Annotated in this window: 29 protein-coding genes and 1 pseudogene; 15 read left to right on the top strand and 15 right to left on the bottom strand. The window is 68.7% G+C overall.

What is annotated here, in order from left to right; all coding sequences use genetic code 11:
* Positions 1-2 precede the first annotated feature (2 nt).
* Both AC1G9L_RS10060 and AC1G9L_RS10065 read left to right on the top strand, forming a co-directional pair.
* A complete protein-coding gene (locus AC1G9L_RS10060) occupies positions 3-968 on the top strand; it encodes a 5'-nucleotidase (protein ID WP_019800111.1) in 966 nt (321 codons plus the stop codon).
* Positions 965-1,777: a fused MFS/spermidine synthase gene (locus AC1G9L_RS10065; protein WP_481070912.1), complete on the top strand. Its 813-nt coding sequence runs from the start codon at positions 965-967 to the stop codon at positions 1,775-1,777. The genes AC1G9L_RS10060 and AC1G9L_RS10065 overlap by 4 nt, the downstream gene beginning before the upstream one ends.
* 437 nt (positions 1,778-2,214) lie before the next feature.
* Here the strand turns inward: AC1G9L_RS10065 and AC1G9L_RS10070 are convergent, their stop codons facing one another.
* From AC1G9L_RS10070 to can, 9 genes and pseudogenes are all read right to left on the bottom strand, one after another.
* A complete protein-coding gene (locus tag AC1G9L_RS10070) occupies positions 2,215-2,751 on the bottom strand; it encodes a DUF2939 domain-containing protein (RefSeq protein ID WP_019802561.1) in 537 nt (178 codons plus the stop codon).
* Positions 2,752-2,854: 103 nt separating this feature from the next.
* A complete protein-coding gene (locus AC1G9L_RS10075) occupies positions 2,855-3,541 on the bottom strand; it encodes a TIGR02453 family protein (RefSeq protein ID WP_019802560.1) in 687 nt (228 codons plus the stop codon).
* The gene (gene sbcB, locus AC1G9L_RS10080; protein ID WP_019802559.1) at positions 3,538-4,977 is read right to left on the bottom strand and encodes an exodeoxyribonuclease I; all 1,440 of its coding nucleotides are present in this window, start codon (positions 4,975-4,977) and stop codon (positions 3,538-3,540) included. The genes AC1G9L_RS10075 and sbcB overlap by 4 nt, the downstream gene beginning before the upstream one ends.
* Before the next feature lie 54 nt (positions 4,978-5,031).
* A pseudogene (locus AC1G9L_RS10085) lies at positions 5,032-5,697 on the bottom strand (DUF6708 domain-containing protein).
* A 334-nt stretch (positions 5,698-6,031) separates the two neighbouring features.
* Complete coding sequence (locus tag AC1G9L_RS10090; protein ID WP_019802557.1) at positions 6,032-7,396, bottom strand: FAD-dependent monooxygenase; 1,365 nt, start codon at positions 7,394-7,396, stop codon at positions 6,032-6,034.
* Positions 7,397-7,442: 46 nt separating this feature from the next.
* The gene (gene kynU / locus AC1G9L_RS10095; RefSeq protein WP_481070914.1) at positions 7,443-8,714 is read right to left on the bottom strand and encodes a kynureninase; all 1,272 of its coding nucleotides are present in this window, start codon (positions 8,712-8,714) and stop codon (positions 7,443-7,445) included.
* 124 nt (positions 8,715-8,838) lie between these two features.
* Positions 8,839-10,983 carry an FUSC family protein gene (locus tag AC1G9L_RS10100; RefSeq protein ID WP_481070916.1) on the bottom strand — a complete coding sequence of 715 codons (2,145 nt, stop codon included), beginning with the start codon at positions 10,981-10,983 and terminating at the stop codon, positions 8,839-8,841.
* 31 nt (positions 10,984-11,014) lie between these two features.
* Positions 11,015-11,536, bottom strand: a complete 522-nt coding sequence (locus AC1G9L_RS10105) for a 3-hydroxyanthranilate 3,4-dioxygenase (protein WP_010342512.1) — start codon at positions 11,534-11,536, stop codon at positions 11,015-11,017.
* Between the two features lie 38 nt (positions 11,537-11,574).
* Positions 11,575-12,237 carry a carbonate dehydratase gene (gene can / locus AC1G9L_RS10110; protein ID WP_010342513.1) on the bottom strand — a complete coding sequence of 221 codons (663 nt, stop codon included), beginning with the start codon at positions 12,235-12,237 and terminating at the stop codon, positions 11,575-11,577.
* 193 nt (positions 12,238-12,430) lie between these two features.
* Here can and AC1G9L_RS10115 point away from each other — a divergent pair, with 193 nt between their 5' ends.
* The 8 genes from AC1G9L_RS10115 to AC1G9L_RS10150 all read left to right on the top strand — a co-directional run bounded on the left by AC1G9L_RS10115 (position 12,431) and on the right by AC1G9L_RS10150 (position 17,151).
* Positions 12,431-12,970: a glycoside hydrolase family 108 protein gene (locus tag AC1G9L_RS10115; protein WP_019800583.1), complete on the top strand. Its 540-nt coding sequence runs from the start codon at positions 12,431-12,433 to the stop codon at positions 12,968-12,970.
* An 87-nt stretch (positions 12,971-13,057) separates the two neighbouring features.
* The gene (locus AC1G9L_RS10120; RefSeq protein WP_209230850.1) at positions 13,058-13,636 is read left to right on the top strand and encodes a DUF2589 domain-containing protein; all 579 of its coding nucleotides are present in this window, start codon (positions 13,058-13,060) and stop codon (positions 13,634-13,636) included.
* A 12-nt stretch (positions 13,637-13,648) separates the two neighbouring features.
* A complete protein-coding gene (locus AC1G9L_RS10125; protein WP_010342517.1) occupies positions 13,649-14,275 on the top strand; it encodes a DUF2589 domain-containing protein in 627 nt (208 codons plus the stop codon).
* Positions 14,276-14,321: 46 nt separating this feature from the next.
* Positions 14,322-14,582, top strand: a complete 261-nt coding sequence (locus tag AC1G9L_RS10130) for a hypothetical protein (protein ID WP_019800580.1) — start codon at positions 14,322-14,324, stop codon at positions 14,580-14,582.
* Positions 14,582-15,040, top strand: coding sequence for a hypothetical protein (locus AC1G9L_RS10135; protein ID WP_019800579.1), 459 nt, complete (start codon positions 14,582-14,584; stop codon positions 15,038-15,040). The genes AC1G9L_RS10130 and AC1G9L_RS10135 overlap by 1 nt, the downstream gene beginning before the upstream one ends.
* Complete coding sequence (locus AC1G9L_RS10140; RefSeq protein WP_019800578.1) at positions 15,033-15,221, top strand: hypothetical protein; 189 nt, start codon at positions 15,033-15,035, stop codon at positions 15,219-15,221. Before AC1G9L_RS10135 ends, AC1G9L_RS10140 begins: the two co-directional genes overlap by 8 nt.
* A 43-nt stretch (positions 15,222-15,264) precedes the next feature.
* Complete coding sequence (locus AC1G9L_RS10145) at positions 15,265-16,062, top strand: hypothetical protein (RefSeq protein ID WP_481070919.1); 798 nt, start codon at positions 15,265-15,267, stop codon at positions 16,060-16,062.
* A 171-nt stretch (positions 16,063-16,233) separates the two neighbouring features.
* Positions 16,234-17,151, top strand: a complete 918-nt coding sequence (locus tag AC1G9L_RS10150; RefSeq protein ID WP_481071093.1) for a hypothetical protein — start codon at positions 16,234-16,236, stop codon at positions 17,149-17,151.
* Between the two features lie 301 nt (positions 17,152-17,452).
* On the opposite strand, the gene AC1G9L_RS10155 is transcribed toward AC1G9L_RS10150, so the two are convergent.
* On the bottom strand, positions 17,453-17,653 hold the full coding sequence (locus AC1G9L_RS10155; RefSeq protein ID WP_209244803.1) for a hypothetical protein: 201 nt from the start codon (positions 17,651-17,653) through the stop codon (positions 17,453-17,455).
* On the opposite strand from AC1G9L_RS10155, the gene AC1G9L_RS10160 reads away from it, so the two are divergent.
* Complete coding sequence (locus tag AC1G9L_RS10160; RefSeq protein WP_019800574.1) at positions 17,646-18,356, top strand: response regulator; 711 nt, start codon at positions 17,646-17,648, stop codon at positions 18,354-18,356. The genes AC1G9L_RS10155 and AC1G9L_RS10160 overlap by 8 nt on opposite strands.
* A 76-nt stretch (positions 18,357-18,432) precedes the next feature.
* On the opposite strand, the gene AC1G9L_RS10165 is transcribed toward AC1G9L_RS10160, so the two are convergent.
* Genes AC1G9L_RS10165 through asnS form a run of 5 tightly spaced genes read right to left on the bottom strand, consistent with a single transcriptional unit; the run spans position 18,433 to position 21,448 of the window.
* Complete coding sequence (locus tag AC1G9L_RS10165; protein ID WP_019800126.1) at positions 18,433-19,053, bottom strand: FMN-binding negative transcriptional regulator; 621 nt, start codon at positions 19,051-19,053, stop codon at positions 18,433-18,435.
* A 7-nt stretch (positions 19,054-19,060) separates the two neighbouring features.
* Positions 19,061-19,375 (bottom strand): hypothetical protein, encoded by a 315-nt coding sequence (locus AC1G9L_RS10170; protein ID WP_019800125.1) that lies wholly within the window; start codon positions 19,373-19,375, stop codon positions 19,061-19,063.
* Positions 19,372-19,677: a hypothetical protein gene (locus AC1G9L_RS10175; protein WP_019800124.1), complete on the bottom strand. Its 306-nt coding sequence runs from the start codon at positions 19,675-19,677 to the stop codon at positions 19,372-19,374. The genes AC1G9L_RS10170 and AC1G9L_RS10175 overlap by 4 nt, the downstream gene beginning before the upstream one ends.
* Positions 19,674-20,051, bottom strand: a complete 378-nt coding sequence (locus AC1G9L_RS10180; protein WP_019800123.1) for a hypothetical protein — start codon at positions 20,049-20,051, stop codon at positions 19,674-19,676. The genes AC1G9L_RS10175 and AC1G9L_RS10180 overlap by 4 nt, the downstream gene beginning before the upstream one ends.
* 2 nt (positions 20,052-20,053) lie before the next feature.
* On the bottom strand, positions 20,054-21,448 hold the full coding sequence (gene asnS, locus AC1G9L_RS10185; RefSeq protein ID WP_019800122.1) for an asparagine--tRNA ligase: 1,395 nt from the start codon (positions 21,446-21,448) through the stop codon (positions 20,054-20,056).
* A gap of 133 nt (positions 21,449-21,581) precedes the next feature.
* Here asnS and AC1G9L_RS10190 point away from each other — a divergent pair, with 133 nt between their 5' ends.
* From AC1G9L_RS10190 to rplI, 4 genes are all read left to right on the top strand, one after another.
* Positions 21,582-21,929 carry a HesB/IscA family protein gene (locus tag AC1G9L_RS10190; protein ID WP_010342528.1) on the top strand — a complete coding sequence of 116 codons (348 nt, stop codon included), beginning with the start codon at positions 21,582-21,584 and terminating at the stop codon, positions 21,927-21,929.
* A gap of 494 nt (positions 21,930-22,423) precedes the next feature.
* Positions 22,424-22,858, top strand: coding sequence for a 30S ribosomal protein S6 (gene rpsF, locus AC1G9L_RS10195; protein WP_010342529.1), 435 nt, complete (start codon positions 22,424-22,426; stop codon positions 22,856-22,858).
* 11 nt (positions 22,859-22,869) lie between these two features.
* Entirely contained in the window at positions 22,870-23,100 is a 231-nt protein-coding gene (rpsR, locus tag AC1G9L_RS10200; protein ID WP_002804494.1) for a 30S ribosomal protein S18, read from the top strand.
* Between the two features lie 191 nt (positions 23,101-23,291).
* Positions 23,292-23,741: a 50S ribosomal protein L9 gene (gene rplI / locus AC1G9L_RS10205; RefSeq protein WP_010342531.1), complete on the top strand. Its 450-nt coding sequence runs from the start codon at positions 23,292-23,294 to the stop codon at positions 23,739-23,741.
* Positions 23,742-24,058 lie beyond the last annotated feature (317 nt).

The following is a 24,058-nucleotide window of genomic DNA, read 5'->3' on the forward strand; positions in this document are numbered from 1 at the left end:
AAATGTCCGACAACTCCCCCCGTCTGCTCACCGTCGCGGTCACCTCTCGCGCCTTGTTCGATCTGGAAGAGGGCCATGCCCTGTTCGAGCGGGAGGGGGTGGAGGCGTACAGCGCGTATCAGCGCGAGCGCGAGGACGATGTGCTGGCGCCCGGGGTGGCGTTTCCGGTGGTGCGCAAGCTGTTGGCGTTGAACCAGGGCACGCCGCCGGAGACGCCGCCGGTGGAGGTGATCCTGCTCTCGCGCAATTCCGCCGATACCGGACTGCGCATCTTCAATTCGATCCAGCACTACGGCCTGGGCATCGTGCGTGCCACCTTCACCTCCGGCGAGGCGACCTGGCCCTACGTCAAGCCATTCGGCACCGACCTGTTCCTGTCGGCCAACCCGGAGTCGGTGCGCCGCGCGCTCAGCCATGGCATCGCTGCGGCGACCATCCTGCCCAAGCCGCCGGGCGAGCACGCGCAGGAAGCGGCCGCGGCGGCTGGCGCGATCGACGCCGACCGCCTGTCCACGCAGCTGCGCATCGCTTTCGACGGCGATGCGGTGATCTTCGGCGACGAGGGCGAGCGTTTCTCGCGCGAGCAGGGCGTGGAGGCGTTCGGTCGCTACGAACGCGAGAACGCGCGCGAGCCGCTGACCGGCGGGCCGTTCCGCAATTTCCTGTCGGCACTGCATGCGCTGCAGTCCGCGTTTCCGGCCGGCGAAGCCTCGCCGATCCGCACCGCGCTGGTCACCGCACGCTCGGCGCCGGCGCACGAGCGGGTGATCCGCACCCTGCGCGAATGGGGCGTGCGCCTGGACGAGGCGCTGTTCCTCGGCGGCCGCCACAAGGGCCCGTTCCTGCAGGCGTTCGGCGCGGACATTTTCTTCGACGATTCGCAGCACAACATCGACAGCGCCGCCCGCGAGCGCGTCGCCGCCGGGCATGTGCCGCACGGGGTCGCCAACGACATCGTCAAGCCGTGAGTGCGGCGCCCGGCGGCGGCCGCTGGGCCGCGCTGCGCCGCCTGCTGCGGCAGGGAGCGGACGCGCCCACCGACCTGCGTCCCGGGCGACCCTACGTGCGCCATGGCTGGCGCTACACCAGCCTGCAGTTCAAGGGCGAAGTGACCCAGAGCCGCATGTACACCTGGTGGCCGGACGTGCTGCAGGTGGGCTACACCCGCAGCATGCTCGGTGCGCTGCTGCTGCGCCCGGATCCGCGGCGGATCGGCATCGTCGGCCTCGGCGGCGGTTCGCAGGCCAAGTTCTGCTATCGGCACCTGCCGCAGGCGCGGATCGAGGCGATCGAGGCCGACGCCGACGTGCTGGCCCTGCGCGCGGCGTTCCGCATCCCGAACGACGACGCGCGCTTCGAGGCCGTGCACGGCGACGGCGCGCGGTTGCTGCGGCAACGGCGCGATCGCTACGACCTGCTGCTGCTCGACGCCTATGACGCCGACGGCATCCCGGCCGCGCTGCTCAGCCGCGGCTTCTACGAAGACTGCCACGCGGCGCTGGCACCGGGTGGGGTGCTGGCGGTGAACCTGTACGACACCGACACCCGCCGCCATCTGATGCATCTGCGTGCGCTGTTCGGCGGCCGCGTGCTGCGTCTGGACGAGCCGCAGATGGACAACCACGTGGTGTTCGCCTGGAGCGGTGCGCTGCCGGCGCTGGACGCGCACGCGGCCCTGGCGCGCCTGCCGTGGTCGGCACGCTGGCAACTGCGCACGCCGTTCCGGCGCGTGCAGCAGGCGCTGGCGGGCAGGACGGGGTCGGGCGCGCCGCGCTAGGCGAGGACTGGCGGTATCGGGTCATTGATTGCGCGTGCATCGCACACGGCGCCTGGCTGACGTTGCACGCCATTGCTGGCAAACACGTTGCGCTCAGTTGCGATTTGCAAGAATTCCCGCTCGTTTGATGGAAGAGTCCGCGCATCGATGCGTCCGCAACACGAGTCAGCTGCGTCCCCGCCTGCGCAAGCGAGCGCAGATCCCGAGGCTATGCATACTGCCTGATGAGACATACGCGTTTCGATCGTCGCGACTGAAGGTCGCCTCCGATCAAGACAGGGCGCACCCGTAGGAGCGGTTTCAGCCGCGACAGCCACGCACGGGCTGCTTCGTCGCGGCTGAAGCCGCTCCTACGAGACAGCACGATCCCAGCAAAACGGGTTGCTGGAGATGCTCCGAAAGGCGACCACAGCCCAGCCGCAAGCCGCCGCCACCGCCTACAACGGCAACAGGATGTTGCTGAGTTTCCACTGCAGGCCCTCGCGGGTGAACACGAACGGCACCGCGGTGCCGTCGGCGGTGTGCACGGTGGCGACGAAGCGCGTGGTCGATTCGAAGCGGTGTTCGGCCTGGCGCAGCGGTTGCGGCGGGCGCGGCGCGGCGTAGGTGTCGCCGCCGACGGTGTCGCCGCTGGCGCGTTTCCACAGCGCGTCGCCCTGCATCAGCGCGCCGATCCCGGCCGGGGTGACCAGCGCATCCACGCTCATCCCACCGAGGCCGCCGGCCAGTGACAGCAGTGCGCCGCCGAACAGGCTGGACTGCATGTCGGGTCCGGCGCGGCGCACCAGCGCGTCGTCCACCTGGGCCTTCAGGTTCACCCGCAGGGTGGGGAAGTCGACATAGCGCTCCAGCGCCGCCGCATCGCGCTCGCGCAACGCCTGGTCGATGCCGCGGATGGCCAGGTACGGCCCGGCGACGACGTAGCCGCCGAGGGCGAACAGGGCGAGGAACAGCAATGCCAGCCATTTCTTCATGGGATGTCCTCGGGTCGGAGCGGGTGCTCGCGTTTGTAGGAGCGGCTTCAGCCGCGACCGACGCGATCCATGACGCCCGTCGCGTACGCGAAGCGCTGTCGTCTCAGAACTCCAGATCCAGCGCCGCGCACAGATAGTCCACGAACGGGCCCAGCGTCTGCAGGTCGGCGGCGATCTGCGTGCGCAGCCGTGGGCCGGTCATGGTGGCGTCGTTGAGCTGGCGCCAGAACACCCAGTTCTTGTGCTTGAGGTCGTCGATGCACTCGAAGTCGGCCGGGAAGCCGCGCGGCGGGCGCACCAGCATTTCGCTTTCCTCGAAGTCGAAGCGGCGGCGCAGCGCCGGCGCATGCGCGGCGGCCTTCCAACTGCCGGGATTGTCGAAGATGAACTGGCGCACCTTGCGCTGGGTGTCCGGCTCCGGATGCCACAGCCCCGCACCGACGAAGCTCTCGCCCGGCTGCAGGTGGATGTAGAACGACGGCGCCGGCACCTGCTTGCGCCGCTCGTGGAACAGGCGCGCACCCTGCCAGGTCTTGTACGGCGATTTGTCGTGGGAAAAGCGCGCGTCGCGGTGGATGCGGAACAGCGAGCCGCCGACGCCGCGCGGATCGGCGCGGAAATGCTCGCTGACCTGGGCCAGGTCCGGCTGCAGGTCGGTGATCAGGCGCAGGAACGGCTGGCGCACGTGCTCTTCGTACTTGTGCCGGTTGTCGTTGAACCAGGCCTTGTCGTTGTGCCGCGCCAGGGCACGCAGGAACTTGAAGCTGGCGTCGCTGAAATAGCTGGTCATAGGCTGCGTTGCAGGTCGTGGCCCCAGGCGGCCAACTGGTCGAGCAGGGCTTGCTTGGTAGCATCCTGCGGGTGAGCCAGGCGTAAACCGGCCAGTTCCGCGTAGAACGCGTCGAAGTTCAGTTCGGACAGGCTGCTGTCCTGTTGCAGGCGCTGTCGCCGGTAGTCGTCCCAACGCGCCTGCTCGGCGATGGACAGGCTCTGCGGCCAGTTGCGCGCGCGGTAGCGGAACAGCAGCTCGGGCAGGCGTGGATCGCGGAACTGGCCTTCCAGCGCCGCCAGTTGCGCCGGTGGCGTGGCGCGGACCTGGGCCATCGTGCGCTTGTCGCCATCGGCCAGGAAGCCGTCGTACAGCGACGCGTCGACATCCGCCGGTACTGCGGCGCGCTCGCTGGCGAACACCCGCCGCACCTTCTCCGCCAGCGCCGGGCCGGCCTCGCGCAGGCACTCTGCCTTGGCCAGGAGTTGCGCGGGGTCCAGCCGCAGCCGGGCGAAATCCGCTTCGCGCAGGTGTGCCCAGGCGACCAGTGCCGGCGCCTTGTTCAGATGCACTTCCTTGAGCGGGATGCGCTGTTCGCCCTCGGGCAGGTCGGCCTGCGGGGTGTACAGGCGGTCGGCGATCTGTTCCGGCGAATAGCGCAGCAATGGCTCGATGTCGCCTTCCAGGTCGAACACCAGCACCCGGCTGTCGATGCGCGGATGGCGCGCCAACGGCAGCACCGGCGCCGCGCACAGGCGCGCGGCCGGGTAGCGCATCGACACGTGCAGCACCGGCTGCATCGCCACCGCATCGAGCAGGCTGCCGCAGAAGCGCTTGTCGCGCAGCTTCAGCGCGTACTCCCACAACCGCGGCTGGCTGCGGCGGAAGTGCCGGGCCATGCCGATGGTGGCGTACACGTCGGACAGGGCCTCGTGCGCATCGCCGTCGCGCACGCCGTTGGCCAGCGCCAGTTGCTCAAGCTTGAACGAGGTGGCGCCGTCCTCGCGCTGCGGCCAGACGATGCCCTCCGGACGCAGCGCGTGCATCAGTCGCAGCATGTCCAGCAGGTCCCAGCGCGAATTGCCGTTGCGCCACTCGCGTTCGTAGGGATCGTAGAAGTTGCGGAACAGGCCGTGGCGCACGAACTCGTCGTCGAAGCGCAGCGAGTTGTAGCCCAGCGTGCAGGTCTGCGGTCGCGCCATCTGCTCGGCGATGCGCGCGAACGCCTCGGCTTCGCTGACGCCCTCGCGCAAGGCCTGCTGCGGGGCGATGCCGGTGATCAGGGTGGCGACCGGAGAGGGCAGCAGGTCGTCGGCCGGCTTGACGAAGAAACTGATCGGCTCCTCGATCACGTTCAACTCGGCATCGGTGCGCACCGCGGCGAACTGCGCGATGCGCGTGCGCCGTGGATCGGCGCCGAAGGTTTCCAGGTCGTAGAAGAGGAAGCTGTCTGGCATGGAGGGGCGAATGGCGGGGCAAGGCAGATGGAAGGGGCGGCGACGTCAGGTGTGTCAAAAAAGCGCGGTTTCTTTGCCCCGGCGACTCTCTTCATCCACGTCCGCCGGCCATTGTGGCTCCGGAGCGCACTTCATCGCGATGTAGTGACAGACACCCAGCGGCAATCATATCCAGAAAAACCACACCGTCAGGAAGATGATCGGATAATCCAGCCAGCGCATCTTGCTGCGGAAGCGGCGCCCTGTTTCGGTTGGAGAGAGGTAGGGCATGAAGTGGAACAGGCTCTGGACGAAGCCGACCGTTTGCTCTCTCGGCTGCAGTTCAGGAACGCCAGTCGGTCCGGACGCCATGAACCGCCGGAGGTAGGACCACAGTTGGTATAAGGTCTCAACGGTGACGTCATTGCCCTTGAGTGAGATGCGGTCGATCACCTCATTGGTTCCGGCCTTGCAGATCACCAGGATCAGTGCATGCCGGACGACGTAGGTCTTTCCTGTCGATCCGGAAACCTTGGCGATCTCCGCCTCGATCTGTTCCCAGTCATGGATCTTGATCTCCTTGCGCCAGCGCTTTAGACGTTTTAATGACGCCATGTATTCGTAGACGTAGATTTTCCTGGTGTGACGATTGAACCGGATCGGCGTGTCTCTTGGAAGCAGGCAGTCGTACAGGAGCATCCCTCCCGCCGCCACGATTCCGCCGACCAGCATGACGCACATATACAGCCCGAGTAGCGGAGCTTCGTGGAGGTACTCGTGCCTCAGCTTGATCAGGAGCGGGAGAAAGAACCCGGCGACACTCAGGAGAAACGCGCCTCCGACCAAGACACCCAGTCCCCTGATGACCGACGAGGTGCGCGAAATCTCCAGGTAGTTCTCATCGAGGTGATTCAGATCCTCATCGAGGCACGGGCTATCCAGGCGCTCATCGAAATCGATTGCCGACGCGCGCGGCGCGAGGTCCTCATACCAATGCGGATTTTTCGGGGTGAATCGGCTTGTATTCGTTGCCACACTTCCTCCGTTGCCACTGTCCTTGCAAGGGTACGCCGGATCAGTGCGCCCCCTCCAGCGGCGCCAGCCGCGCGTGCACCATCCGTTCCAGCCAGTCCCAGTCGATCCGCGACAGATCGCTGTGGCCCTGGGTGGCCTGGACCAGGATGTCGCGCTGCACCTCGCTGCGTTCCAGCGCCTGCGCGTACGGCGTGCGCAGGAAGGTGACCATGGTGTAGTGCGGCACGAAGCGGGTGGGGTGCCGCGCCTGCAGTGCCTGCCCGAGTTCGCGCTGCAGCAGGAAGCCGGCGTCGCCGACGCGGTCGCGCATTTCCACGTAATTCTCCAGCGCCATCTGCTGGATCGCGCCGGCATTGGGCTTGCGCTCGGCCTCGAAGGCGGCATAGGCGCGAGCCAGGTCCGGCTCGCGCTGCAGATGCGCGGCCAGCGCCGCGCAATCCTCGAACGCGCAGTTCATGCCTTGCCCGTGGAACGGCACCATCGCGTGCGCGGCGTCGCCCAGCAGCACCGCGCGGCCGCCCAGGTGCCAGCGCTCCAGGCGCAGCGTGCCGAGCAGGCCCGGCGGGTGCTGCTCCCAGTGCTCGGCCAGTTGCGGCATCAGCGGCAGCGCATCGGCGAAATCGCGCGCGAACAGCGCCAGCGCCTCCTCGCCGTTGCGCACCGTGGTGAAGCTGGGCTCGCCCTTGTTGGGCAGGAACAGGGTGACGGTGAAGGTGCCTTCGTGATTGGGCAGGGCGATGCACATGTAGTGCCCGCGCGGCCAGATGTGCAGGGCGTTGGGCTCGATGCGGAAGCCGCCGTCGGCGCCGGGAGGGATCTCCAGTTCCTTGTACGAGTGGTCAAGGAACTCGATGTGCTCGGCCATCGGCGCCTTGCGCTGCATCGCCGCGCGCAACGCCGAGCCGGCACCGTCGGCGCCGATCATGCTGTCGAAGCGGATGTCGTGCGGCTGGTCGTCGCGGTCGTCGATGAAACGCGCATAGCCGGCGTCGAAATCCACCGTGTGCAGGCGCCGGTAGAAATGGATGCGCGCGCCGGCCTGCTCGGCCAGTTGCAGCAGGGTGATGTTGAGATCGTTGCGGTGTACCGACCAGATCACCTCGCTGTCGTCGCGGCCATAGCGCTGCAGCTGCTGCTGGCCGTCGGCGAAATGCACCATGCGCCCGCGCATCATCACCGCCTTGGCCATCACCGCGGCATCGGCGCCGGCCTGGCGCAGCACGTGCAGGCCGCGTTCGGCCAGGGCCAGGTTGATCGAGCGGCCGCGCTCGTAGTCGTGCACGCGCGGGTCGCCGCGGCGCTCGTAGACGGTGACCTGCCAGCCCTGGCGCGAGAGCAGGATGGCGAGCAGGGAGCCGGCCAGGCCGGCGCCGATCAGGGTGATGCTGCGGGGGGATGCGTTCAATGCGGTGTCCGGAAGACGCGGCGGCTGGCCGCGCGAAGAAGGCGGCTCAGACGCCGGCCCAGGTTTCCACTTCCTCGACGAAGCGGTAGACGTCGCGGTAGCGGTTGTACAGCGGCACCGGGCTGATCCGGATCACGTCCGGCTCGCGCCAGTCGCCGAGCACGCCGACCGATTGCAGGTACTCGAACAGGGCGCGGCCGCGCTCGCGGCCGCCGGCCACGCGCAGCGACAGCTGGCAGCCGCGTTGCGCCGGGTCGGACGGGGTGATGATCTGCAGGGTATCGGCCAGGCGGGCGCGAATCAGCGTCTCCAGGTAGCCGGTGAGTTGCTGCGACTTCTGCCGCAGCGCGTCCGCGCCGGCGCGCTCGAACAGGTCCAGCGAGGCGCGCAGCGGCGCCATGCTCAGGATCGGCGGATTGCTCAGCTGCCAGCCGTCGGCGCCAGGCGCGGCAACGAACTCGGGCGCCATGCGGAAGCGGGTGCGCTTGTCGTGGCCCCACCAGCCGGCGAAGCGCGGGGTGTCGCCGTGGCCGTGGCGAGCGTGCACGAAGGCGCCGGCGACCGCGCCGGGGCCGGCGTTGAGGTATTTGTAGTGGCACCACACCGCGAAGTCCGGGGCGGCATCGTGCAGGTGCAGTGGCACGTTGCCGATGGCGTGGGCCAGGTCGAAGCCGACCGCGGCGCCGGCCGCACGTGCCAGCCGCGCCACCGCGGCCAGGTCGAAGGCCTGGCCGGTGCGGTACTGCACGCCCGGCCACAGCACCAACGCCAGGCGCGGGCCGTGTTCGGCGATGGCGCGCTCGATCGCCGCCAGCGACACGGTGCCGTCGGCGCCGTCGGGCTGCACTTCGATCAGGTCGGTGGCCGGGTCGAAGCCGTGGAAGCGGATCTGCGAGGCCACCGCGTGCTGGTCGGAGGGGAACGCACCGGCCTCGATCAGGATCGCCGGGCGCTCGCGGGTGGGCCGGTAGAAGCTGACCATCAGCAGGTGCAGGTTCACCGTCAGCGTGTTCATCGCCACCACTTCGTGCGGATGCGCGCCGACCAGCCGCGCCAGCGGCGCGGCCAGCAGTTCGTGGTAGGTCATCCACTGGGTATCGCCGTTGAAATGGCCTTCCACCGCCAGCGACGACCACTTGTCCAGCACCTCCTGCACCGCGGCGCGCGCGCCGCGCGGCTGCAGGCCCAGCGAGTTGCCGACGAAATAGGCCTGGTCCGCGCCCTGGTGCTGCGGGAACAGGAATTCCTGGCGCAGGGCCCGCAGCGGATCGGCGGCGTCGAGGGCGATGGCGTGCTGGCGGGACAGGATCTCGTTCATCGGCATTGGTTCCGGGAAGCAGGGCGAGAGTCTAGAGCGTGCGGGACGACGTGAGGTGACTGCCGGGCGGCGTGGGCGGGCGCTGCCGCGCGGGCCTTGCCGAGCGCGTAGGCCGCGTCGGTGTTCACCCGCTGCGGTGCGCGGTCGCCGGTGGATGTTCCTTGGTGGCCGCGGTCGCCGGCAGCAGCGCACTGCGGACCAGGTGGGTGAGGGTGCCGATGCTGTCGGCGACGCGGTCGCTGGTGTCGCCCAGTGCGGACAGGGCGCCGCCGTCGCTGCCGTCCTGCGGCTGCGCGGCCAGCGCCTCGGCCAGGCGCCGCTCGTCCGCGCGCAGGCTGGCCTGCGGCGGTGGCGTGCCGCTGCGCAGGCCCTCGGCCAGCTCGGTCAGCGCGGCATGCGCCTGCTGCCGGAAGTGCTGCAGTTCCGGCAGCGGCGGCGGTGGCGGCGCATCGCGCAGCACCGCCTCCAGCGCCAGCGAGGCGCGGATCAGTCGATTGCCGTTGGCCAGCACCGATTCGGCCAGGGTCAGTTCGCGCAAGTTGCGCTTGCGCCGCGGCTCGCCGCGCAGGCGTTCGATCGAGGCCTGCGCGTTGGTGCGCGCGGTGCGCGAGGCCGCGCGGGTCTCCGGCAGCGCCTGCAGGCGGCCTTCCAGCACCGCGTCGAGATGGTCGCGGTAGGCGAGCAGCAACTGCGCCAGGATCGCGCGGATGTGCTTGCGTTCCCAGGTCGGCCACAGCGCGTAGGCGGCCAGCGCCAGCGCGCTGCCGAGTACGGTGGCCTGGATGCGCTCGCCGATCGCCTCGCCCGGGGCCATGCCCTCGAACGACAGCAACAGCACCAGCATGCCGGTCAGCGACGCCACGCCGAGCCCGTAGTTGACCTGGGTCAGCAGGCGGAACCCCAGGCAGAACACGGTCAGCAACAGCAGCCGCACCACCACCCCGTCCATCACGAAGTGGGCCAGCACGGTGGCCAGCAGCAGCCCGGCGAAGGTGCCGGCCACGCGCAGCGCGCCGAAGCTGAGGGTGCCGCCGAAATCCGGCTTGAGCACGATCGCCGTGGTCATCGGGATCCAGTAGCCGTGCGGGATCGCCTGCCAGCGCGTGAACAACACCGCCAGCGCCAGGCACACCCCGCAGCGCAGCGCATGCCGGAACGCCACCGAAGACAGATTCAGGTTCGCCCGCAAGGTCTGCAGCGGCGCCAGCGGGCGCAGTGCCGCCGGCAACTGCGCTTCGGCCAGTTCGGCCTGGATCTCGCCGCGGCTGCTGGCCCAGCGGCCGTTGCGTGCCAGCGCGCGCAGCTGGCCCCCCAGGCCCTGTGCGCGCGCCACCGCGATGCGCAGCAGGCGTCGCTCGCGCGTGTCCTCGGCCTGCGCCTGCACCTGCGCCAGCGCGTCCACCAGATCGTCGAATCCGGTCATCGACGCAGTGGCCGCGTCTGGGTCCTCGGCGCTGTCCAGTGCGTGCGCGAGCTGGTCCAGCACCACTGCGCTGCGCTCGAGCACGCGTTCGATCGGCAGCCGCGCCGGCGATGCCGGCTCCAGGCGTCCGTGCAGGTCGGCCAGGGTCAGCAGTTCCAGCCGCGCGCGTTCGCACAATTCGGCGATGACCCGGAACGCCTGCACCGCACGCCCACGCGAGCGGTGTTCGCCGTGCAGCATCACCATCGCCTCCAGCACCGCCTCGGTGGCCGGCGGCGCCGCGGTGGCGCTCGGCCGCTGGCGGGCGATGCCGGCCAGTTGCCGCATCAGGTCGGCCAGGGCGAAGCGCTCCGGGCGGTAGCGCTGCAGCGGCCAGGCCGCCAGCGCCATCAGCATCTGCAGCACGCCGCCGGCGAAGATCAGCGTGGCCACGCCCACGCTCTGCAGCGGCGGCAGGCGCACGTCGGCACTGACCACCAGCAGGATCATGCTGGTCAGCCCGACCCGCGCCGCCACCGGGCCCAACGCCACCAGCAGGCCGCCGCCGAGGCCGAGCAGCAGCGCGCTCAGCGCCAGCGCGACCGTGTGCGCGCCGATCAGCATGCCCAGTAACGCGGCCACGCCCGCCGCCAGCGCCGCCATCAGCATGCGCTGCATCCGCGCCCGATACGGGCCGGGCTGGTCGGAGAACATGGTGTTGAGCGCGCCGGTGGACACCGCCAGGCCCAGCTCGGCATGGCCGGCGGCCACGCCCAGCGCCAGCGGCGCGACCACCGCGGCGGTGTTGCGCAGGGCCACGCGCACCGGCACGTCGCGCGGCTTGAGCGCGATCAGGCTGCGCAGCATTGCGGTCCCGAATGGCGCGGGCGCCAGGCGATCACGGCGCGGCGGCCGCCGGCAGCGGATGCACGTGGCCGCAGCGGGCGCAGGTGCGCAGCGCTTCGGAAGCGTAGAAGCGCGCGAACACCGGCGGGAAGTCGGTCTCGATGTCCTGCAGCGGGAAGTAGGCTTCGTGCAGCAGGTGGTTGCAGCGCTCGCAGAACCACAGCAGGCCGTCCTGCTCGTGCGGCAGGCGTCGCCGCTCGATCACCAGGCCGACCGAGTCGGGCCCGCGCTGTGGCGAGTGCGGTACCTTCGGCGGCAGCAGGAAGGTCTCGCCGGCGCGGATCGGGATCTCGCGCACCGCGCCGTCTTCCTGGATCTTCAGCACCATCTCGCCTTCGAGTTGGTAGAACCACTCCGGGCCTTCGTCGTAGTGGTAGTCGCTGCGCGCGTTCGGCCCACCGACCACCATGACGATGAAGTCGCCGGCATACAGGCACTTGTTGCCCACCGGCGGCTTGAGCAGGTGGCGGTGGGCGTCGATCCAGGCGTGCAGGTTGAGCGGGCCGGGGAGCATGGGGGTTCCTTGCGGAAAGGGACGGAGCGGCGGACCGCTCAGCGGTCCTCGCGGTCCTGGCCGATCCGCGCCAGGGCGGCGTCGTAGCGCGGGACCAGGTCCTCGATGCGGTCCAGTTCCATGCCCAGGTCGTGCACGCGGCCGTCGCGCAGGCTGTAGACCCAACCGTGCACGGTCAGTTCCTGGCCGCGCGCCCAGGCGTCGAGCACGATCGAGGTCCGGCTGACGTTGACCACCTGCTCGAGCACGTTGAGCTCGCACAGGCGCGCATGCTGCACGTTGAGGTCGCCGGCCTGCTGCAGGCACTGCTCGTGCTTCTCGGCCACGTCGGTGACGTGGCGGATCCAGTTGTCGACCAGGCCCAGCCGCGCGCGGGTCAGGCCCGCGTGCACGCCGCCGCAGCCGTAGTGGCCCACGACCAGGATGTGCCGCACCTTCAGCACCTCGACCGCGAACTGGATCACCGACAGGCAGTTGAGGTCGGTGTGCACGACCACATTGGCGATGTTGCGATGGACGAACACCTCGCCCGGTGCCATGTCGATGATCTGGTTCGCCGGCACCCGCGAATCGGAGCAGCCGATCCACAGGTATTCCGGCGTCTGCTGTTTGGACAGGCGGCTGAAGAAATCCGGGTCTTCGCGGCTGATGCGATCGGACCAGGCGCGGTTGTTGCGCAGGAGTTCGGCGATTTTGCTCATTGCCGGCCATTATCCCAGAAGCCCGCGGCCGGCGCGCGGCCCGCGCCCATGCAGCGCCTGCATGTCCGGCTTGCGGATGCGCGCGGCGGCTCAGTGCGCAGGCGCCGCCGGATCGGGCTTTTGCCGATCCCGCCGACGCGGGCCGCTGCGCAGACTTCCTCCACGCCCACACCGGGCATCAGCGGAGGATCCCATGGCCGACTTCAACGCATTCTTTCCGACCCTGCTCAAGCACGAGGGCGGCTTCGTCAACGATCCGGTGGACCCGGGCGGTGCCACCAACAAGGGCGTCACCCTGGCCACGTTTCGCCTGTACGCCAAGAGCCTGCTGCAACTGGAGCCGACCCTGGACAATCTGCGTGCGCTCACCGACGCGCAGGCCGGGGTGATCTACAAGGCCTGCTACTGGAATGCGGTGCATGGCGACGAGATCGCGCTGCAGCCGCTGGCCAACATTCTGTTCGACTTCCAGGTCAACGCCGGCAACAACGCCATCAAGCTGCTGCAGCGCGTGCTCAACGCGCAGACGCCGACGCTGAAGCTACCGGAGGACGGCAAGTTCGGCCCGGCCACCCTGGCGGCGCTGAAGGCCGCCGACCAGCGCGATCTGTACGCACGCTACAAGCAGGGCCGGCGCGATTACTACCAGCGCCTGGTCGCGGCCAAGCCGCCGCTGGGCAAGTTCCTCAAGGGCTGGCTGGCGCGCACCGACTCCTTTCCCGACCTGACTTGATCTGAGCTGACCTGAGCGAGCGCGCCCGGCGCGCGCCGCCGATCCGCCGCCGTCGCCGACGGTGGCCTTCCTTCTCCCGGAGCGACCATGGCTGGACCGACCGCATTGAACGACCTGATCGAAGCGCTGGCCGGCGCGGTGATCGAGGCGCAGGACCGCATCGAGCAGCACCAGATGGCCAACCTCGGCGACTACTTCGACGAGTTCCACCGGCCCAAGAGCGTGATCATCCGCCTGCCGTCGCAGCACCCGCAGGCGGCCGAGGGCGACGAGGACTACTACCGCGCGCCGCTGCTGCCGCTGGTCTCGACCAACGTGCTGCGGATCAAGGACGTGGAGATCAGCTTCGATGCGCAGCTCGGCGACCTCGGCGGCCTGCAGTCCGCCGACGGCTTCTTCGCGCCGGAACCGCCCGGCCCGCAGGCGGCCTGGCAGGCCAAGCGCACCGCCACCCGTTCCAGCGTGCGCGTGGATACCAGCGCCAGCGCGCGGAGCCAGCGCCAGAGTGCCGTCCACGTCGTGTTGCGCGTGGAAGGCACCGAACCGACTGACGGAGCGGCCAGATTGCTCAACCATCTGGCGCAGACGCAGGGCGTGTTCAAGACGGTCATGGCCGACAAGCCGGACGTCGCGGGCACGGACGATGTAACCAATCCCACCAACTAAGGAGTCACTGCAATGGCTGACGAACTCGTCAACATGTCAAGTCAATTCAAGGGTCTGCCCATGGGCGACCTGATCGGCGGACCGCTCGATGCGGCCTGCGACGCGCAGGTCAAGCTGGCCCGCGCCACCGCCGATTTCATCCGCGTCATCGGCTTCCTGCCGCCGACCGATCCCAAGGATCCGCAGGGCACCGGCGCGACCCGCACCGCCAGCTTCCGCTTCAAGCGGCCGGTCGACGATCCGGACAATGCCGGCGGCATTGCCGAGGAAGAGGTCGAACTGGAAGTGCCGCTGCTGGCCATCGTCAACGTGCCCAGCCTGAGCATCCAGACCGTGGACGTCACCTTCGACATGGAAGTGAAGTCGTCCTTCTCCTCGAAGGAAAAGACCGATGCGTCGGCGTCGATGTCGGCGGACGTGGAATACGGCTTCGGCCTGTTCAAGGCCAAGGTGCACATCCAGGGCTCGGTGGCCACGAGCAAGGAGAACACGCGCAGCTCGGACAACTCGGCCAAGTACCACGTCTCGGTGCATGCCGCGGACAAGGGGCCGCCGGAAGGCCTGGCGCGGGTGCTGGACATCCTGCAGACCGCGGTGGCCCCGCGCAAGGTCGGCAAGCCGGTTGCGGTCACCCCGTAATCCGCTAGCGATCCGTTGAACCATCTCGTCGGGGGACTCGTCAACCATGTTCGACCTCACTGAAGTCAAGTTCGTCAAGCGGGTCGTGGTCGGTAGCGACAACCCGACGCAGATGCAAACGCCCGAGCAGATCGAAGCCGCCCGGGCCCTGCTCAACCGATGTCTGAGCGATTCGCCCAAGGGCGCGATCATCGGCACCGAGAAGAATTTCGCCGTGCTGCAGATCGGCGAGCACCAGGTGGTGATGCAGTGGCTGTGCTACCACGTGGGCTTCCCGCGCAAGCCCGGCTGGCTGAAGGACGACTGATGGCCAGGCTGCGTTGCGACTTCGACCTGCTGCTGCAGGGATTGTCGGCGGCCTTGCTGGAGGCGCAGCGGCGCTGCCGGGCGCGCCACGCGCGGGCACTGCGCGCATGCTTCGGCGCCGCCGAGACCGTGCAGGTGGTGACGGAGGAAACCGAGCCGCCGGCGTTGCAGATCCCGTTGTGGGAACTGCGTGCATGGCAACTGCCGCAGATCGGCGAACTGGCCCTGTCTTTCGATGTGGAACTGGAGGTGGTGGAGATGCCGAACGAGGCGCCGCGCCTGCTGCTGCAGGTGTCGCCGCGAAGGCCGCGCCGGCCCGGCCACCGTCTGCAGATCCTGTTCCGCGGCACCCATACCCCGGTCGGCGAGGTGCTTTTCGACGGGCAGCAGCTGAAGCTGTGGCACCTGTCCGAACCGGCCACCCCGCACGACCCCGACCAGGAGACGGCACATGCGTAGACACGGGTTCCTGCTGTCGCGGCACGACACCGACCTGTGGTGCCGAGAGCTGCACATCGATCTGCGCTCGCTGGCCCGCGCGCAGCGCTTGCGCCGGCGTCAACGGCGGGCGCTGTGGCTGCTTGCGGCCCTGTTGCTGGCGGCGGCCGTGGTGGCACTGGTCTGGCGCGGCCTGCACTGACCGCACCGTTCGTTTCCCTTTCGTGTTTCCAGAGGAGAGTCGCATGCGTATCCGTTCGCGTGATGTTGCACATTTCCCGGTTTGGCTGGCGCTGTGCCTGGCCTTGCCATCCGCAGCCGGCGCCGCGCTGCAGGCGGCCACTGCGGCCAAGCCGGGCGCGGCGGCCAACGCCGAGGCGCTGCCGGCTGGCCAGTGGAGCGGCACCCTGACGCTGGAAGCACAACCGCCGGGTGCGGAGAATCTGGTCGCGCTGCGCCTGATCCAGGACAGCGGCCAGGCCAGGCTCGCCTTCGGCTCGCCGCAGAACTGCAACGCGCTGGTCAAGCCGCAGCGTGCTGGCGGCTTCGTTCTGGACTCGATCAACGGGGGAGCCTACTGCGACAAGTTGATGGGCAAGCCGCTGCGCGTGCAGCGCAGTGGCGACGACCTGCGGCTGTTCGTCGACGGCAAGGCCCTGCTGGTGGTGCTGCACACCGATCCTGGTCGGCCCAGTCCGCTGACGGGCACATGGCAGGGGCTGGACTCTGGCGGAAAGATCCTCGAAAAGCCGACACTGGAGGTGACGGTCTCTCCCAGCCCGCAGGCGCCAGGCAGTCCCACGGTGGAACTGCACTACGGCACGCCCTGGGGCTGCAAGGTGCAGGCGCGCTACGTTGGCATGCGCGCGGATGCGGCGGTGTATTCGCTGGACATGAACGACAAGGGGCACTGCGCGGAACTGAGCGACGGCCGGCTGGTCTTGCGTGCAACGCCGGACGGGGGCGTCAGTCTCCAGATCGCGGGCAAGGCCGGGAAGTCCCCACAACTCGTGCCGCTGAAGCGCGTGTCCGCCAGCCGGTAATCCGTGGCGCATGCGCGCCGGCCGCCGTTTCCGTCCAGGAGTGGCGCAATGAACGTCTGGATCAAGATGCTGGCCGGCGCGTTGCGGCGCCGGCTGACCGCGGCCCACAGTGGCGTGCCGCGGCTGCCGCCGCCGGGCATCCTGCCGCAGTTGCTCGCCGAGTGCGAAGCGATGGCCCGCTATGCGCTCGAGCACGGCTTGGCGGTGCCGCCGGAACTGATCGCACGCCTGTCGGTGCTGGTGAGCGTCGGCTCATCGGAGGGCGCGGCCGGCGACAGCGACATCGAGGTGCGCGCGCACGAACTGGCGGTGACCCATCGGCGGCTGGCGCAACTGATCCGCCCGGCGACGCCGCAGGCGGTGTTCCTGCTCGATGCCGAGCGCCGCCGCCCGCACTGGGCGACCCTGCTCGGCCCGCTACCGCTGGTGCGCGCGCTCACTGCCACCTCCCTGATGTTCCTGTTCCTGGTGGTGGCCACGGCGTTGTCCAGCAAGGTAAGTGCGGACAACGTGCGCCTGGGATTCCTGGATTCGTCCGGCAGCGTGCTGCTGTGGAACGCCTTGTTCCTGCTGTTCTGCGCCGGCCTGGGCGCCTCGTTCTCCTCGCTGTTCCAGGTGCACCGCTACGTCGCCGACGCCAACTACGACCCCAAGTACGACGCCTCCTATGGCGCGCGCATGATCCTGGGCCTGATCGCCGGCCTGATCCTGGTCGAAGTGCTGCCGCCGGACCTGTTCGAGACCGGCAGCATGCGCAGCTTCGGCAAGCCGACCCTGGCGATGCTGGGCGGCTTTTCCGCCACGGCGGTGTACCGCCTGCTGCAACGCCTGGTCGATGCCATGGAAACGCTGGTGCGCGGCGACACCTCGGCGCAGGCGCAGGCCTCGCTCGAGGTGCAGCGCGCCAGCAATGACACCGAGCGCATGCGCTGGCAGGGCGAACTGGCCGCGCAACTGATGGCGCTGCAACAGTCGATCGAGGCGGGCACGCCGCCGGCGGCGATCCAGCAACGTCTCGCCGAGTTCGCCCGCGCGATGCTGCAGGTGGAAGCCGCGCGGCTGCCGCCGCCGTCAGCGTCGTCCGACTGAAGCGCGCCTTTCCTCGCTAACCGGACCCACACGCAGGAACGGCGTGCGGCTGCGACTGGCGTGGCCGGGAAGCTCCATCGTGGCGGATCCCGCAGGACGGGACGCGCGCCGCTCCATCAGACCTCCTGTCGCGCGGCGAAGCCGCGCGTTGGACGTGCCCGGATGGCAGTCGCGTGGCGTCCGCACCGCGCGCGTCCTCAGCATCGATCGCGACGCAGGACTTCGGTCTGCGTCACAGGCCGAGCGCGCTAGCACGAGATTCTGTCTACGAAACTGGACGAATGCGGTAATTCGCACAATTTCAGCCGTCCTGCTCGCCCATATCAGCCTGAACCCGATGGCTGCCATCGCGCAGCGTGACAAGCTGGGGGCGCAACGCAAGCGCGGGTTCAGCGCTGTCGCATCGGTTGAAGAAAAGGGGCGCGTCGCGCTGCATGGGACGCGGGTTACCGCGCGGTCGCGCGTTGGAGATCCATTGCGAACACAGGTAGAGAATGAACACACGTATCGTGATTGCCGCCGAACGCAGCATCGTGCTGGAGGGCATGGTCGCCCTGTTGAACAACACGTCGGGCATCGAGGTGGTCGGCCACGCGGTCGATGGATTGGAGTGCGTGCAACTGGTGACCCGACGGCAGCCGGATGTCGTGCTGATGGACGTGATGCTGCCTGGCCTCAACGGCATCGAGGCCACCCGCCGGCTGTTGCAGCGCAGCCCGCGCAGCAAGGCGATCTGCATTGCCGCTTCCGACGCCGCGGCCAACGTGCGCGCGGTCATCGATGCCGGCGCCAAGGGCTACCTGGCGCGCAACAGCACCTTCCACGAATTGCTGCGCGCGATCCAGCAGGTCGGCAACGACCAGCTGTACATCAGCCCGCAGCTGTCGCAGTCGCTGGTCAGCGAGTACCGCTGTCCGCCCGGCGACGCGGTCTCGGCCTACACGCTGCTGACCTCGCGCGAACGCGAGATCGTGCAGTTGCTGTCCGAGGGGCTGTCGACCAAAGAGATCGCCGCGCGCCTGCACATCAGCGTCAAGACCATCGGCACCCATCGCGAGCACATCATGCTCAAGCTGGGCATGCAGAGCATCGCGCAACTGACGCGCTATGCGATCCGCGAAGGCCTGTCGCCGCTGGAAGGCGGCAGGGCCAGTGCGCGTCGTGCCGAGCACGACCGCCAGGGGCCGGCCAGCCGCTGCGGGTGAGGCGGCGCACGCCGCGGCGGCGCAGCCGGGTGGCGACGGTGCGAGGTCCCGTCAGCCGCTGCGTGGCGACGTGGGGTCAGTCCGGGCGTCGCGCGTGCATCAGCGCCGCGACGGCTTGCGCGCCGGAGTTCGCCTGGGCCTGCAGCGCCTCGCGCACCGCAGCCTGGTTCGCCGGCGGATGGTTCTGGCTGAGTTTGAACTTCAGCTCGACCCGCTCGACCTGGAAACGGAAACCGACGATGCCGCGCAACTGGCGCCGGTGCGCGTCGTTGTCCGGCTCGTAGCGCCACTCGCTGCCCAGCGCGCGCTCATGGCGTTCGCTCAGCCGCGCCACCACATCGGCCAGCAGCGCTTCGTCGTCGCTAGGGTGCAACTGCCCGTGCAGGTGCGCAGTGGCGTAGTTCCAGGTCGGCACCCGCGCCATCGCTTCCTTGTCCGGGTACCAGCTTGGCGAAACGTAGGCGTGCGGGCCGTGCACGATCAGCAAGGCCGGCCCGGCGTGCCGCGCCTGCGGGTTGGCGCGCGACCAATGGCCTTCGACCAGGATGCGTTCACCGTCGCGCCGGTACAGCACCGGCAACGGCGTGGCGCAGGGCAGGCCATCGGCGACGGTGACCAGGGTGGCGAACGGGTTGTCCGCGATCAGCGCATCGAGCGCGCCCAGGTCGCTTTCGGCGAAGGCGGGCGGAACGTGCATCGCCGGATCAGGCGCGCGCGCCCAGGGTCTGGGTCATTCGCCCGCGCAGGCCGGCATCGTCGTCGGCCTGCGGCGGCGACACCTCGCCCAGCGAGAAGCCGCGCGCCCGCGCATCGTCCTCGTCCAGGCCATCGAAGGCGACGAACTCGGCGTCGAACAGCGCCGCGCGGGCGGTGTCCTCGCTGTCGTAGCTGAGGGTATTGCCGTCGCTGTCCAGCACCTCGGCGGTGCCGGCGTCGCGCACGCGCAGGCGCGCCCACACCAGCAGACGGCCTAGGCTGGCCAGGTACCACTGATCGTGGGCGGGAGAATCTGAAGTCATGGAATCACCAGGGAAAGCAGCCAGAGCAGGGCGGCCATGCCCAGGCCGAAGAAGATGGTCATCAGCGACAGCCAGGCCGGTGTCGCCAGGCCGGACAGCCCGCGGTCGCCGAGCGGGCGGTAGCGCCGCGCCAGCAGCCAGCCCAGCGCGACCGGCTTGAGGAAGGCGCCCGGCCCGAACGCCGTCACCAGCGGCGGATGGCGGTCGCGGATGTGCACCAGGGTCAGCGGCCAGAAGATCAGGAACGCGCTGGCCCCGGCGATCGCCACGCCGACGAAGCACAGCGCGAAGAACAGGATCATGGCTGGGCTGGCTCGCTGCCGTCGAACCGGCCGATGATCTCGATCGGGCCGACGATGTTGTCGTTGAGCGCGTCCAAGTCTTCGGCCGGAATCCACCACTCGGTGTGGTGTGCGCCGCCAACCTTCTGCACCGGGTAAGCAGAAACGAAGTCTGCGCGGACCGCGAAGCGCGCCACGTAGCCGATGCCGCTGTCCTTGACGTTCCAGCGCGCTGAAATCTCTTCGGCGTAACGCTGGTTGGTCACCGGGTAGAAGATCGGCTGCTCCGGCAAACGCGGAGGCCAGCGCCGGAACCCGCTGGCGCGCAGCAGCTCGAACTCTTCCGGTCCGAGCGGGCGGTACATGGTCACCGTGGTGGCGGCGTCGCCGGCCATGCTCAGAACTCGGCGCTGCCCGGCGCGCGCGGGTAGGGGATGGCGTCGCGGATGTTGCTCAGCCCGCACACGTACACCACCAGGCGCTCGAAGCCCAGGCCGAAGCCGGCGTGCGGCACCGTGCCGTAGCGGCGGAAATCGCGGTACCAGCCGTAGTGCTGCGGATCCAGGCCGAACTGCAGCATGCGCGCATCCAGCACGTCCAGGCGCTCCTCGCGCTGGCTGCCGCCGATGATCTCGCCGATGCCCGGTGCCAGCACGTCCATCGCCGCGACGGTCTTGCCGTCGTCGTTCAGGCGCATGTAGAAGGCCTTGATGTGCTCGGGGTAGTTGGTCACCACCACAGGACGGCCGACGTGCTGCTCGGTCAGCCAGCGCTCGTGCTCGGTCTGCAGGTCCAGGCCCCATTCCACCGGGAACTCGAACTTCTGCCCGGACTTCTGCAGCAGGCCGATCGCGTCGCCGTACTCGATGCGCTCGAACGGCGAGTTGATGAAGGTCTCCAGCTTGCTGATCGCGGTCTTGTCGACGCGTTCGGCGATGAACGCCAGGTCGTCGGCGCGCTCGTCCAGCACCGCGCGGAACAGGTACTTGAGGAAGTCCTCGGCCACGCGCGCGTCCTCGGCCAGGTCGGCGAAGGCGATCTCCGGCTCGATCATCCAGAACTCGGCCAGGTGGCGGGTAGTGTGGCTGTTCTCGGCGCGGAAGGTCGGGCCGAAGGTGTAGACCTTGCTCAGCGCCAGGCAGTAGGCCTCGACGTTGAGCTGGCCGGACACGGTCAGGAAGGTCTCCTTGCCGAAGAAGTCGCGGCCGAAGTCGACCTGGCCCTGCGCGTCGCGCGGCAGGTTGGCCATGTCCAGGGTGGAGACGCGGAACATCTGCCCGGCGCCTTCGGCGTCGGAGGTGGTGATGATCGGCGTGCTGATCCAGTTGTAGCCGTTCTGGTGGAAATAGCGGTGCACCGCCTGCGCCAGGCAGTTGCGGATGCGCGTCACCGCGCCGAACAGGTTGGTGCGCGGGCGCAGGTGCGCGACCTCGCGCAGGAACTCCGGCGACATCGGCTTGGGCTGGATCGGGTAGGTCAGCGGGTCCTCGACCCAACCCACCACCTCGACCGCGCTGGCCTGGATCTCGTACGACTGGCCCTTGCCCTGCGATTTCACCAGCACGCCCTTGGCGATCAGCGAGCAGCTGCCGGTGAGCCGCTTGACCTCGTCGAAGTTGGGCAGCGCGTCGGTCGCCACCACCTGGATCGGGGCGAAGCAGGAGCCGTCGGTCACGTTGATGAAAGCCAGTCCGGCAGATCCGCGCAGCGTGCGCACCCATCCCCGCACCGTGACTTCGCCGCCTTCCGGGATCTTCCCGGCCAGCGCATGTGCAACGCTCACCACCGTCATGACTTGAATCCTCGCCGCAGCGACTCGATATGGAAGGGGCAAGTGTACTGGCTGAAGCGCGGCGCTTGCGAGGCATGCGGCGATCGGCCGCCGTCCTTCCTATAATGTCCGTTCGCAGTCGCCGGAGTTCGTCATGGCCATCCGTCTCACCCCCGTCGCCCACGCCCGCGTGCAGCGCTTTGTCGCGCAGACGCCCGGCGCCCTGGGATTGCGTTTCGGCGTCGAGCGCACCGGTTGTTCCGGCTGGGGCCATGTCACCGACCTGGCACGCGAGGCGCGTGCGGACGATGCGGTGTTCGAGCAGGACGGCGTGCGCATCTACGTCGATGCGACCAGCCTGCCGCTGGTGGACGGCACCGAGATCGACTTCGCCAAGCAGGGCCTGGGCGAGACCTTCGTGTTCCGCAACCCCAACGCCACCGCCGAGTGCGGCTGCGGCGAGAGCTTCACCACCGACGCCGCGCACGCCGGCGCGCCCTGAGCGTCGCCGCTGCGGCTGGGTAGCCTCCTTGCGGAGGGCGCGGGGCAGGGCGCCCCGGTTGTCGCATGCAACTGCCTGAGTTCTGCGTCACCCCAACGCCTATGCGCTGTGCTTCGCGCAGGAAGGCGGCGTCTGCAACTGCTGCGGCGAAACCCGCGCATGGCGCTACTAGGGGCTGTTCTACTGCGCCGGCGACGCCCCGCAGTTTCTGTGTCCCTGGTGTATTGCCGACGGTCGCGTGACTGTTCCGTTGTTTGCAGTGCGGCCAGCATCGCCTGCATGTGGATATGGTTTGGTTCAAGTCATTGATTTGATTGGCTTCGTACACTGCGGTGGCGTCCCTGTCCCGCGCCGGGAACGGCTGGCTTGTTGGTGACCGGGCATCTCGGTCATAATGTGCGGCTTCCTGCCTTCCCGGCAGGAGTCCTTGCCCCACCGCCGTCGCACCGCGGGGGGCTGTCCGGCCGCAAGGCCACATCCGAAAGGTACACACCATGAGTCGTCATTACGAAATCGTGTTCCTGGTCCACCCGGACCAGAGCGAGCAGGTCCCGGCCATGATCGAGCGCTACAAGTCGCTGGTCGAGAACGGCAAGGGCACCATCCACCGTCTGGAAGACTGGGGCCGCCGCCAGCTGGCGTACCCGATCCAGAACCTGGTGAAGGCCCACTACGTCATGCTGAACATCGAAGTGGACCAGGCCGTGCTGAGCGAGCTGGTCGAGAGCTTCCGCTTCAACGACGCAGTGCTGCGCCACCTGGTGATCAAGCGCGACGGCGCCGACACCGAGCAGTCGCTGATCATGAAGAGCAAGGACGAGAAGGCCGACAAGCCCGAGCGCGGTGAGCGCCGTCGTCGCGACGACGAAGAGGGCGATGCGCCCGCCGCCGCCACCGAAACCGACGGCGACGCCGCCGAAGCCGCCTAAGGAGCACGCTCATGTCCAAGTTCTTCCGTCGTCGCAAGTTCTGCAAGTTCACCGCCGAGGGCGTCAAGGAGATCGATTACAAGGATCTCAACACCCTGCGCCAGTACCTCACCGAGAACGGCAAGATCGTGCCGAGCCGCGTGACCGGCACCAAGTCCAAGTACCAGCGTCAGCTGGCCACGGCGGTCAAGCGCGCGCGTTTCCTGGCGCTGATCCCGTACACGGACAACCACGACGTCTAATTCCGGGTTTCCCGGAGCGATACGGCCCGCACCGTCCGGTGCGGGCATTCAAGCGAAGTCTGGCGATTAGAAAAGTGCGGTGCCGTCGGGCGCAATCCCGACTCCCCAATCCCCAATCCCGGCTTCTCCTATTCGGACAGCACCCGTTGCGGCGGCCGCGTGCCGACGCTAACGAATAACGGAGCAAGACCATGCAACTGATTCTTCTGCAGAAAGTGACCAACCTGGGTGGCCTCGGCGACAAGGTCGACGTCAAGCCGGGCTACGGCCGCAACTACCTGGTGCCGCAGGGCAAGGCCGTGCCGGCCACCGCCGCCAACATCGCTGAGTTCGAAGCCAAGCGCGCCGAGTACGAAGCCAAGGCCAAGTCGATCCACGACGACGCCGAAGCCCGCGCCGCCAAGCTGGAAGGTGCCAGCGTGACCGTCAAGGCCAACGCCTCCACCGAAGGCAAGCTGTACGGCTCGGTCGGCCCGCGCGACATCGCCGAGGCCTTCACCGCCGCCGGCATGCCGCTGGAGAAGGGCGAAGTGGTGCTGGGCGAAGGCGCGTTCCGCAACATCGGCGAGTACGAGGTGCTGGTGCGCCTGCACGCCGACGTGGAAACCACGGTCAAGGTCGTGGTCGAAGCCGACGCCTGATCCCTGCGTCATCGCTGTACCGACACGGGCACCGCAAGGTGCCCGTGTCGTTTTTGCCGATCTGCGCCACCTGAGTGTGCCGTGCTGCCCTGGCCGGTGGGTCGCGGTCGCCCGCGTATGCGACCGCCGTCGCATCGCCGCCGCCCGGCGCCGGCCGCCCCAGTGCCGCGCAGGGGCCGCTATACTCAGCGACTCGTGTCCGATGTCGGCCCGGCGTTGTAGCCGCATCAATGGGTTGGACGCAGGACCTCACCTGGATCTTCACTAGCGGCAGCGCAGCTCGGAATGCCGGCGGCGTCTGCCATGGATTGCCCGCA

Source organism: Xanthomonas sp. NCPPB 1132 (genome assembly GCF_056629235.1).

Bases quoted from the DNA above. Each gene is read 5' to 3' on its own strand.
- AC1G9L_RS10060 (WP_019800111.1), top strand. From the start codon at position 3: ATGTCCGACAACTCCCCCCGTCTGCTCACCGTCGCGGTCACCTCTCGC.
- AC1G9L_RS10070 (WP_019802561.1), bottom strand. From the start codon at position 2,751: ATGAAGAAATGGCTGGCATTGCTGTTCCTCGCCCTGTTCGCCCTCGGC.
- AC1G9L_RS10075 (WP_019802560.1), bottom strand. From the start codon at position 3,541: ATGACCAGCTATTTCAGCGACGCCAGCTTCAAGTTCCTGCGTGCCCTG.
- sbcB (WP_019802559.1), bottom strand. From the start codon at position 4,977: ATGCCAGACAGCTTCCTCTTCTACGACCTGGAAACCTTCGGCGCCGAT.
- kynU (WP_481070914.1), bottom strand. From the start codon at position 8,714: ATGAACGAGATCCTGTCCCGCCAGCACGCCATCGCCCTCGACGCCGCC.
- AC1G9L_RS10100 (WP_481070916.1), bottom strand. From the start codon at position 10,983: ATGCTGCGCAGCCTGATCGCGCTCAAGCCGCGCGACGTGCCGGTGCGC.
- AC1G9L_RS10105 (WP_010342512.1), bottom strand. From the start codon at position 11,536: ATGCTCCCCGGCCCGCTCAACCTGCACGCCTGGATCGACGCCCACCGC.
- can (WP_010342513.1), bottom strand. From the start codon at position 12,237: ATGAGCAAAATCGCCGAACTCCTGCGCAACAACCGCGCCTGGTCCGAT.
- AC1G9L_RS10115 (WP_019800583.1), top strand. From the start codon at position 12,431: ATGGCCGACTTCAACGCATTCTTTCCGACCCTGCTCAAGCACGAGGGC.
- AC1G9L_RS10120 (WP_209230850.1), top strand. From the start codon at position 13,058: ATGGCTGGACCGACCGCATTGAACGACCTGATCGAAGCGCTGGCCGGC.
- AC1G9L_RS10125 (WP_010342517.1), top strand. From the start codon at position 13,649: ATGGCTGACGAACTCGTCAACATGTCAAGTCAATTCAAGGGTCTGCCC.
- AC1G9L_RS10130 (WP_019800580.1), top strand. From the start codon at position 14,322: ATGTTCGACCTCACTGAAGTCAAGTTCGTCAAGCGGGTCGTGGTCGGT.
- AC1G9L_RS10135 (WP_019800579.1), top strand. From the start codon at position 14,582: ATGGCCAGGCTGCGTTGCGACTTCGACCTGCTGCTGCAGGGATTGTCG.
- AC1G9L_RS10140 (WP_019800578.1), top strand. From the start codon at position 15,033: ATGCGTAGACACGGGTTCCTGCTGTCGCGGCACGACACCGACCTGTGG.
- AC1G9L_RS10145 (WP_481070919.1), top strand. From the start codon at position 15,265: ATGCGTATCCGTTCGCGTGATGTTGCACATTTCCCGGTTTGGCTGGCG.
- AC1G9L_RS10150 (WP_481071093.1), top strand. From the start codon at position 16,234: ATGGCCCGCTATGCGCTCGAGCACGGCTTGGCGGTGCCGCCGGAACTG.
- AC1G9L_RS10160 (WP_019800574.1), top strand. From the start codon at position 17,646: ATGAACACACGTATCGTGATTGCCGCCGAACGCAGCATCGTGCTGGAG.
- AC1G9L_RS10165 (WP_019800126.1), bottom strand. From the start codon at position 19,053: ATGCACGTTCCGCCCGCCTTCGCCGAAAGCGACCTGGGCGCGCTCGAT.
- AC1G9L_RS10170 (WP_019800125.1), bottom strand. From the start codon at position 19,375: ATGACTTCAGATTCTCCCGCCCACGATCAGTGGTACCTGGCCAGCCTA.
- AC1G9L_RS10175 (WP_019800124.1), bottom strand. From the start codon at position 19,677: ATGATCCTGTTCTTCGCGCTGTGCTTCGTCGGCGTGGCGATCGCCGGG.
- AC1G9L_RS10180 (WP_019800123.1), bottom strand. From the start codon at position 20,051: ATGGCCGGCGACGCCGCCACCACGGTGACCATGTACCGCCCGCTCGGA.
- asnS (WP_019800122.1), bottom strand. From the start codon at position 21,448: ATGACGGTGGTGAGCGTTGCACATGCGCTGGCCGGGAAGATCCCGGAA.
- AC1G9L_RS10190 (WP_010342528.1), top strand. From the start codon at position 21,582: ATGGCCATCCGTCTCACCCCCGTCGCCCACGCCCGCGTGCAGCGCTTT.
- rpsF (WP_010342529.1), top strand. From the start codon at position 22,424: ATGAGTCGTCATTACGAAATCGTGTTCCTGGTCCACCCGGACCAGAGC.
- rpsR (WP_002804494.1), top strand. From the start codon at position 22,870: ATGTCCAAGTTCTTCCGTCGTCGCAAGTTCTGCAAGTTCACCGCCGAG.
- rplI (WP_010342531.1), top strand. From the start codon at position 23,292: ATGCAACTGATTCTTCTGCAGAAAGTGACCAACCTGGGTGGCCTCGGC.